The following is an 8,270-nucleotide window of genomic DNA, read 5'->3' on the forward strand; positions in this document are numbered from 1 at the left end:
CGTCTTGACCACCCTCGGGGACTCCCGCCGCGCGAACGAGAGCCAGCAGCGCGCTCTGGAACTGTCCGCGCCGACCAGCACCATGACCCACGCCCTGTTGGCCATCGACGCCACCGCCTGCTCCCATCACACGGCGACATCGAGCAGGCGTGTCGCCGCACCGTGGCCGCCCTGACAGCGCTGCCCGCGGACTACCGCACCGGCCTGGTCCGCCGCCGCGCCCTGAACCTGCATGAGGCCCTGCACTACCCCTCTCGGTGATCTCCTGCCGTCTGGAAGCAACGACCACCGTGCCGCGACAAGCGCCGCCCGCAGACGTTCCGAGCCGTCGCACGGCGCTTTGCTAGCCACGTGGAGAGCTCGGGCGCCGTTGGCCGCTTCGTCAGGCTGGGTATGGATGGAGCGCGTAGTCATCGCGCGCAGGGGGAGGGGCGATGCTGACCATCTTGATCGCGGTCCTTGCGGTCCTCGTGTCGCTGGGATCGTTGGTCCTCGCGTATGCGTCCAACCGCCGCTCTCACATGCCTGTCTTGCAGTTCATGTGGGAGAGCGGGCAGGGCGGTTCCAGTGAGCCCAAATGGTGGCTCGTCAACGTGGGGACTGGACCTGCGACCAACATCGTTGTTGCACAGACAGTGAGGACCGGACTCACACGGGGCCTCAACGGCGAGGAGTGGTTCAACCCTGTGCTGGTGCCGTCGATCCCGGCCGGCGGGAAGCTGGCGCTCTCATGGCTAGGTGGAACCATGGGATTTGAGTGCGGAATGGGAGCTAGTTACACGGACGTTGAACGCTACTTCTACACCACCAAGTGCGGGGATGACGTCTCGATGTTCTTCATCGGCCTGCACCTGCCGCGATGGCCGCTGCTGAAACTCGACGGCAACAAGGCCGTGAAGACCTGGTGGGGCGTGGAAGATCTCTCCGGGCCCCAGTGGTCTTCGGTCACTGAAGCTCACTTCCGGCGGCGCCGGTGGCTGCCCTCCCGATTCGGCCTCTGCCGTCGCCTTGGCGGGTGGGCTGACCCAGTACTCTCGTACCGGCCACAGTGAGCCCATTCCGACTTCAGGCGACAGCCGATCGGCGGTGTGTCACGGACGTCTGGTAGACCCTGGCTATGACGTTCTTGGCGGTGGTCGAGGGTGATGTGGACGGATGGCGCATCGATCGAGATGCGCTGACCGACGCGATCCGTGCCCGGTGGTCTGAGGTTGGGATCGACTCGATGCACCGCAGTGAAGTACGCAGCACCATATGGCAGTTCAAGACGGAGAACGGTCCAGGTGAAGCGTATCTGCACGAGGACGGCACATGCCTGTACATGGACGTCTGGGAGGAGGACGCGATCTGGTTGGCGATCGTCTTCCGCGAGCTGACGCCCATGGGCCTGGACCTGGTGTTCTGCGATGAGGGTTACACCTTCGACGTTCGTCTGCGCGCGGGCACGACCGAGGCCGAATTGACGAACCTGGTGAATGCTGCGAGTTGATCCCAGCCACAGGCGGCGAGCTGGAGGACCAGGACGGCTTGGACGAGGCTCGAGGTCAGGGTCGTCGAGCAGCGGAGCTTGCTGAGGAGTCGCCAGGAGTTGCGGGTGGCAATGGCCCGCTCGACGGGTGCGCGGACCTCTGCGTCGGCTCGGTTGACGGCCTGCTGGCCGGTGGAGAGGCTGTCCCATCGGCCGCGGTAAGGGAGACGGACTGTGCCGCTTGCGCCCTGGGAGCCCTTGTCTGCCCAGCAGGTGATGCCGGCCTCGGCGAGTGCCTCGATGACGCCGTGCTCGCGCGCTGCACGGACGCCCTGGACGGCGCCGGCCAAGGCTGGTGAAGCCCACAGCAGACGCCCCTGGGGATTGGCTATGACCTGCACGTTCATGCCGTGCTTTTTGTGTTTGCCCGAGTGGAAAGGGCGGTCGGCGGCGATTCGGTCGATCGGCAGGAGCGTCCCGTCCAGGATTACGTACGCTTTTGTCGACGCCGCTCGTACGGCTTCGGTGAGGGCGGGGGCGAGGGCGGCCAAGAGGTTGACGGCCTCGGTGATGTACCGGTGGGCGGTGGTGGTGCCGATCCCGAATCCGGCCGCGATCTGGGCGTAGGGCCGGCCGTTGCGCAGGTGGGCGAGGGTGAGCAGGGCCCGTCGGTCAACGTTTGAGGCGGCGCCATCAGGTGCCGAGAGCGCGGCGGTGTTCCCTCAGACGCGCGGCGAGGAAGCGCAGGGCAGAGCTGGACACCTCGACGCCGGACGGGCAGACATGCATGCGAAGCCTCTGGTGGAGACGGTTCTCTTGGTCGAAAACCCATCTCTTACCAGGGGCTTCAGCTGTCTATCAGCTGAACTGCGCGGGTGTCATGAGAGGTTGGGAATGGCTCACTGTCTGCCGTGACCGATGAGTTTTGTGCGGATCCGTGGTCGATACGGCTGGATACACCGACAGCGGTGGGCCTGTGCTGGGGACGTTCCAGCGCGGGTGGAAGCAGATGGAGGCTGTGATGAGCGTCGACGACTCCGACCAGGGCCACGCGATCCGGACGGGCGGGCGGGGGGCGCGGGTGAGTGGTCCCAGGGTGTTGGTGGCGGGGGCGAGCATCGCGGGACCCGCGCTGGCCCACTGGCTGTGCCGGCGGGGGGCTGCGGTGACCGTGGTGGAGCGGGCTCCCGAGCTGCGTCCCGGCGGGCAGGCGGTGGACGCGCGCGGGGTCGCCAAGGAGGTCATCGGGCGCATGGGGCTGGACGCGGCGGTGCGCGCGGCGTGCACCGACACCGCCGGCGCGCACACCGTGGACGCGGACGGGCAGGTGCTGGAGACCTTCCGTGCCGACGACGACGGTGGCGACGGGTTCATCGCGGACATCGAGATCCTGCGCGGGGACCTGTCCCAGGTGCTCTACGACGCCACCCGCGACGGCGTCGAGTACGTCTTCGGCGACCGCATCGCCGAGCTCGCCCAGGACGCGGACGGGGTCGATGTCGTCTTCGCGAGCGGCAACCGGCGGCGCTTCGACTTGGTGGTCGGGGCAGACGGGCTGCACTCGGAGCTGCGAGCGATGGTCTTCGGGCCGCATGAGCGGTTCCTCCGCCACCTCGGGCACATGCTGGCCTTCTACAGTGTGCCCAACGAGTTCGGGCTGGACCGCTGGCTGCTGGAGTACCAGGATCAGGAGTCCGGGCGCTCCGCCCTCCTGCGGCCCATCCAGGACGCCACCCGGGCGATGGCCGTGTTCTACTCCACCTCGGCCGACTTCGACGTCGACCACCGTGACGTCGCGGCGCAGAAGCGCCTGCTGCGGGAGCGGATGGCGGGCCTGGGATGGCTCGCCCCGGAGATCCTCGCGCACCTGGACGACACCCCGGACTTCTACCTCGACCAGGTCGCCCAGGTGGTGATGGACCGCTGGTCGAGTGGACGGGTGGGGCTGCTCGGGGACGCGGCGTTCAGCTCGTCGCCGATGTCCGGGCAGGGCACCGGGCTGGCCCTGGTCGGCGCCTACCTGCTGGCCGGAGAGCTGGCCGCCGCCGAATGGGACCCCGACGCCGGGTTCGCCCGCTACGAGGCACGGATGCGCTCCTTCGTCGAGGCCAACCAGGAGATCGGCCGGTTGAACGCCCGGAGCCGCGACGTCCCCGGGCCAGACGCCGAGCCGCGCCCCGATTTCACCGGCGAATGGTTCACGGAGCTGGTCGGGCGCGCGATCAACGGCGTCGAGCTGCCCGACTACACGGGGGTGCCGGACTCCGCAGCCCCGGCCGGATCGCCGATCACCTCGTCGGCCAAGCTGTAGGTGTCACATACGTGTCGAGAGGTACCACGCTTCGGTGGGACACCGCCGGACGACTTCCGCTCATGCCGCACGGTGTGGGTTGGAGCGCCCGTACGGCGGCCACGCCACGTTCCGATGAGGCGGTTCCGGCTCGGAAAACTGACAAGATCGATGACATTCCACCGCGCGGGGTCTCTGTGGTTCTGCCACTTTCCTGGTCGGCTCACCGGAACTGACAAGACTATTGGGACATCGACCCCGTGACGTCCAAGCCCATTGATCCGCAGCCGGATCGCTCGCGAGTAATTGTCGAGATCTGTGGATGACGTAGAGCTCGTTCTGCCCGTGAGGTTCCGGGGTGTCCGTCGTGCGGCACCCCGCGAGTGGGCGCCGGCATGGCATGCCGGCCCCCACTCGGAGTGGTGGTCAGCGGTTCATCAGGACGAATACTCCCCACCCGAGGTATTCGCGCTGGTATCTCGCGTGCTGGGCGGGAGCTGCGGCGAGTTCGGTGCGCATCTCGTCGGCCAACTCGTCATCGGGGTTGGCGTCGAGCCAGCGGCGGATGTTGAGCCACTGCGCCGCGGCGTACCGGTCCCAGCTGTCCTGGTCGGCCAGGACCATTTCCACGACGTCGCAGCCCAGGTCGCCGAACTGCTCGAGCAGTTCCGGCAGTGGGAGAAGGTCGTCCTTGCGGGCGACATGGCAGGCTTTGACGGTCGCCTGGTCCAGGGGCTCGCGCCGCCAGTACGGTTCGCCGATCAGCATCATTCCGCCGGGGGCCAGGCTGCGCCGAAGAAGGTCGACGGTGCCCGGCACGCCGGAGCCGATCCAGGTGGCGCCCACGCATGCGGCGATGCCGACCGGATCGTCGGCGACATGGCCCGACGCGTCCCCGTGCACGAAATCGACCCGGTCAGCCACGCCCAGCTCGACGGCCCGCGCGCGGGCGGCGCCGATGAAGACCGTGCTGATGTCCACCCCGGTGCCGGTCACACCGTGGTCGCGCGCCCAGGTGCACAGCAACTCGCCCTTGCCGCAGGCGAGGTCGAGGATGTGCGTGCCCGGCGACGGGCTGATGGCGTGACCCAGGATGGCCAGTTTCTCGCTGGTGAAGGGGTTGCAGAGGCGATGGCTGCTCTCGCGGATGGTGAAACTACGTGGCAGGTCCACTTCTTGGATTCCTTTGGTCCGAAGAGGTCAGAACGGCTGGGGAGGTCGGCCGATGGAAGCTGGCCGCCATTGACTGGACCGTCATCAAATGCACCTCTTCGGAACGTGTGAACGCCAGGACTGGCCGGGCGACGATAGGGCCGCTGGGATCGTCGTGTCCATCGAATTTCACGTCTTACCCGGCACGCGCCTCATGCGATGCGGGGCTCGGGGGGGCGACGAGGTGGCCGCGCTCGAAACGGGCTCCGGCGCGGACGAGGGCGACGAGGTGGGGCGCGTTGACGGCTCGCCAGCGGGCCTGGGCCGATTCCACGAGCTTGAAGACCATAGCCAGGGCGGCGGCCGCGCTGCCGCCCGCACCCTTGGCGACCTTCGTGCGCAGGCGGACGGTGGCGAACGTGGACTCGATTGGATTCGTGGTGCGCAGGTGGATCCAGTGCTCGGCGGGGAAGTCGTAGAAAGCCAGCAGTTCGTCGACGTCGTCGGTGACCTTCTTGACGGCCTTGGGGAACTTCGCACCGTATGCCTGCTCGAACGCGGAGACGGCCTTGAGCGCGTGGTTGCGGTCCTCGGAGGAGGGGTCCACGGAGGGGGCCTCTCCGGTCCGGTCGAGGGGCTGCTCGGGCTCGTCTGCGGTGCTCGCCACAGGGCGCTCCTGAAAGTGGGCGGGCCTATCCCGCCATTCACCTTCTGCAGGTTCGGTTTTCGGCTCTCGTGTGATGCCGACCTTGAAGAAGCCCTCCGCCGTGACCGCATCGTGATCGATGCGACGGCAGCCGATAGATGGCGGCTGGGTGGAGGGACCTTGCAGGTGGAGCGCGGGTGGTCGAACGTGGTTGGCGAATATGGTCGGCGATAGTTGGCGAGCCGATCGCTACGTCGATCTTCTTGATGCCTTGTTCCAGCCGCACCAGTGGAGTTGCGCCAGCGACGGCGGACACGCTGATGGCGACAAGGTCACCGTCGCGCGCGAAGCGCGTACGTCGCCATCGCGCGCCGTTCGGCTGAGCTAGAGGGGCTCGGATTCGTCGTGGATGGTCAACGCTCCGGCTAGGTCGAGGTCGGCGGCAGTGCCGTGTGCCCCGGCGCGGACGAGCAGCACTGCGCCGAGCGCGGTGCTCCAGAACGTCCTGACCTCCATGCTGAGCGGCCGTCGGGTGCTCCAGCCGCGGCTGTCGATGAGGTGGCACACAAAGCGCTCGGACTGCCGGAACAGCAACTGAAGGTGCCGGTCGACGACGGGGGCGAGTTCGGGCTTGGAGATTGCGGCGGCGAGTGCTTGCCCGATTGATGGGAGCGAGGGCATGGCCAGCACGGCGCGGGCGATGTTGCGCCGGAAGGTCACCGCATCGGGGGCTTGGCGGCCGATGCGCTCGGCCCGTCGAGCATCGTGCAGCAGCCCGAGGAAGGCGGCGTGCACGAGCAGCGAGTCCTTGGAGCCGAAGTAGTAGGTGACCTGGTTGGGGAAGGCGCCTGCCGCGTTCGCGATCTCCGCGACGCTCACCTCAGCACCGGGCCGCTCCTTGCAGAGCTGTGCAGTTGCCTCAATCAGACGGCGCCTCGTCTCGCGACCACGGTCGCGCGACCGAGGCGAGGTCGACCGGGCTTCGGTCCGCTTCTTCGCCATAGCCAAATTGTATGTGATACAACATGGCCCTCGTTAACTTGTATCGCATACAAGAAAGGTTCGGGGTATGCACCTGCCTGAAGTCGTCGTGACCGGACTCGGCGCGATCACACCACTCGGGGCGGACGCGGTGTCGACCTGGGAGGCCCTGCTTGCCGGCGAGTCCGGCATCCGTGCCGGCATCCAGCCTGGCCACGAGGACGCCGGCCTTCCCGACACCATTGCGGGGACGATGGCGATCAACCCCGCCGAGTTGCTGTCGCCGGTGCAGGCCAGGAGGCTGGACCGCTCCCAGCAGGCTGCCTTGGGCGCAGCGGCCGAAGCCTGGGCCGACGCCGGTGCCCCGCGGGTGGACCCCGACCGGCTCGCATCGGCGATCGGCACGGGCATCGGGGGCGTACGGACGCTGTTGAAGGAAGACGACCTATTGGAGGCGGCCGGGGCACGGCGCGTCTCACCACGCACGGTCCCGATGCTCATGCCCAATGCGGCGGCAGCGCTGATCAGCATCGAGTACGGCGCCCGTGCCGGGGTCTACACGCCCGTCTCGGCGTGCTCCTCTGGTGCCGAGGCGATCGCCCTGGGGGCCAGGCTCATCCGTGCCGGCGAGGCGGACGTGGTGATCGCGGGTGGAGCCGAGGCCGCGATCACACCGATCACCGTTGCCGGCTTCGTCCAGGCAAAAGCACTGTCGCGACACACCGCCGAACCCGCCTCAGCCTCCCGGCCGTTCGCCGCGGACCGCAGCGGATTCGTCCTCAGCGAAGGCGCCGCCGTCGTGGTACTGGAAAGCGCCGAACATGCCAGCGCCCGAGGCGCACGCGTCCACGCGGTACTCGCGGGCGCCGGCATCGCCTCCGACGCACACCACATCACGGCGCCCGCTCCCGACGGCTCCGGCCAGATCTCGGCCATGCGGAAGGCCCTCGCGCAAGCCGGCTTGGCACCCGAGCAGATCAGCCACATCAACGCCCACGCCACCGGAACACCGGTCGGCGACGTCGCCGAGGCCCACGCGATCCGGGAGGTCTTCGGCCGCGCCACCGTTACAGCCCCCAAGGCGGCGCTCGGCCATCTCTTCGGCGCCGCCGGGGCGATCGAGGCGCTCATCGCCGTCCTCAGCGTGAAGCACGGCGTCATCCCACCGACCCGCAACCTCACCACGGCCGGCGTCGATCCCGACATCGACCTCGATGTCGCCACGCAGCGACGAGACGCCCCGCAGGACGGCGTGCTCAGCAACTCCTTCGGCTTCGGCGGACAGAACGTCTCGCTCATCGTCACCAGCGCACGACACCACACGTCCCGTACCACCTCATGACCCACGCGAACGCGCCGTTGTCCGTGGAGGGGCGCCGCAGATCGATCGAGCGTCGCAATCCTCGTCCGATCGCGCTTGTCGCCGCAGAGATGGGGATTTCCCGAGCCACGGCGTCGAAGTGGGTGAGCGGGTGGGGTGTGCGTGGCTGGGGCCGCTGGCCGCGACGGACCACGGCGGGCCGCTCAAAAACGCGCGGGACGCCGCCCGCAACGCGGCCGACATCGCGCAGGGGCGTGCCGAGGGGCTGCCGGTGGAGTCGTCGGCCGGGGCGCTGTCGGACGAGCGGCGCGGGCAGCTGTAGGTCATCGACTCGTCGTGGTGCCCGAGCCGGCCGGTGGAGTGGCAGCGCCGGCCGGTGGAGTGGCAGCGCCGGCCGGTGGAGTGGCAGCGC

General features: G+C 68.4%; 8 protein-coding genes and 3 pseudogenes. 7 read left to right on the plus strand and 4 right to left on the minus strand.

All coding sequences use genetic code 11. The features are described 5' to 3' along the window. Positions 1 to 4 precede the first annotated feature (4 nt). The 3 genes from GT045_RS39260 (at position 5) to GT045_RS35130 (ending at position 1,489) form a co-directional block, all read left to right on the plus strand. Entirely contained in the window at positions 5 to 175 is a 171-nt protein-coding gene (locus GT045_RS39260) for a hypothetical protein (protein ID WP_237539114.1), read from the plus strand. A gap of 259 nt (positions 176 to 434) precedes the next feature. Continuing rightward, positions 435 to 1,052 carry a hypothetical protein gene (locus tag GT045_RS35125; protein WP_161336692.1) on the plus strand — a complete coding sequence of 206 codons (618 nt, stop codon included), beginning with the start codon at positions 435 to 437 and terminating at the stop codon, positions 1,050 to 1,052. A 65-nt stretch (positions 1,053 to 1,117) separates the two neighbouring features. Continuing rightward, the gene (locus tag GT045_RS35130; protein WP_161297531.1) at positions 1,118 to 1,489 is read left to right on the plus strand and encodes a hypothetical protein; all 372 of its coding nucleotides are present in this window, start codon (positions 1,118 to 1,120) and stop codon (positions 1,487 to 1,489) included. Between the two features lie 11 nt (positions 1,490 to 1,500). Here GT045_RS35130 and GT045_RS35135 read toward each other — a convergent pair. Further along, positions 1,501 to 2,257, minus strand: a pseudogene (locus tag GT045_RS35135) (transposase family protein); the annotation flags it as partial. Positions 2,258 to 2,489: 232 nt separating this feature from the next. Here GT045_RS35135 and GT045_RS35140 point away from each other — a divergent pair. Next, positions 2,490 to 3,779, plus strand: a complete 1,290-nt coding sequence (locus GT045_RS35140; RefSeq protein ID WP_202529310.1) for an FAD-dependent monooxygenase — start codon at positions 2,490 to 2,492, stop codon at positions 3,777 to 3,779. A 405-nt stretch (positions 3,780 to 4,184) separates the two neighbouring features. Here the strand turns inward: GT045_RS35140 and GT045_RS35145 are convergent, their stop codons facing one another. The 3 genes and pseudogenes from GT045_RS35145 to GT045_RS35155 form a co-directional block, all read right to left on the minus strand. Further along, positions 4,185 to 4,931 carry a methyltransferase domain-containing protein gene (locus tag GT045_RS35145; RefSeq protein ID WP_161336693.1) on the minus strand — a complete coding sequence of 249 codons (747 nt, stop codon included), beginning with the start codon at positions 4,929 to 4,931 and terminating at the stop codon, positions 4,185 to 4,187. A gap of 175 nt (positions 4,932 to 5,106) precedes the next feature. Then, positions 5,107 to 5,508: pseudogene (locus GT045_RS35150) on the minus strand (transposase); the annotation flags it as partial. A gap of 432 nt (positions 5,509 to 5,940) precedes the next feature. Then, positions 5,941 to 6,558 carry a TetR/AcrR family transcriptional regulator C-terminal domain-containing protein gene (locus GT045_RS35155; RefSeq protein ID WP_161336694.1) on the minus strand — a complete coding sequence of 206 codons (618 nt, stop codon included), beginning with the start codon at positions 6,556 to 6,558 and terminating at the stop codon, positions 5,941 to 5,943. A 67-nt stretch (positions 6,559 to 6,625) separates the two neighbouring features. Here GT045_RS35155 and GT045_RS35160 point away from each other — a divergent pair, with 67 nt between their 5' ends. The 3 genes and pseudogenes from GT045_RS35160 (at position 6,626) to GT045_RS39265 (ending at position 8,180) form a co-directional block, all read left to right on the plus strand. Then, positions 6,626 to 7,879, plus strand: coding sequence for a beta-ketoacyl-[acyl-carrier-protein] synthase family protein (locus GT045_RS35160; protein WP_161336695.1), 1,254 nt, complete (start codon positions 6,626 to 6,628; stop codon positions 7,877 to 7,879). Beyond that, positions 7,876 to 8,004, plus strand: a pseudogene (locus tag GT045_RS40300) (leucine zipper domain-containing protein); the annotation flags it as partial. The gene GT045_RS35160 and the pseudogene GT045_RS40300, both read left to right, overlap by 4 nt. After that, positions 7,998 to 8,180, plus strand: a complete 183-nt coding sequence (locus GT045_RS39265) for a hypothetical protein (protein WP_202529323.1) — start codon at positions 7,998 to 8,000, stop codon at positions 8,178 to 8,180. The pseudogene GT045_RS40300 and the gene GT045_RS39265, both read left to right, overlap by 7 nt. Positions 8,181 to 8,270: the final 90 nt, after the last annotated feature.

The sequence above is a fragment of the Streptomyces sp. SID486 genome (assembly GCF_009865385.1).
Lineage (GTDB): Bacteria > Actinomycetota > Actinomycetes > Streptomycetales > Streptomycetaceae > Streptomyces.

What these genes read in the sequence shown, in the direction of transcription:
- GT045_RS35125 (WP_161336692.1), top strand. Translation starts at nt 435, where the DNA reads ATGCTGACCATCTTGATCGCGGTCCTTGCGGTCCTCGTGTCGCTGGGA.
- GT045_RS35130 (WP_161297531.1), top strand. Translation starts at nt 1,118, where the DNA reads ATGACGTTCTTGGCGGTGGTCGAGGGTGATGTGGACGGATGGCGCATC.
- GT045_RS35140 (WP_202529310.1), top strand. Translation starts at nt 2,490, where the DNA reads ATGAGCGTCGACGACTCCGACCAGGGCCACGCGATCCGGACGGGCGGG.
- GT045_RS35155 (WP_161336694.1), bottom strand. Translation starts at nt 6,558, where the DNA reads ATGGCGAAGAAGCGGACCGAAGCCCGGTCGACCTCGCCTCGGTCGCGC.
- GT045_RS35160 (WP_161336695.1), top strand. Translation starts at nt 6,626, where the DNA reads ATGCACCTGCCTGAAGTCGTCGTGACCGGACTCGGCGCGATCACACCA.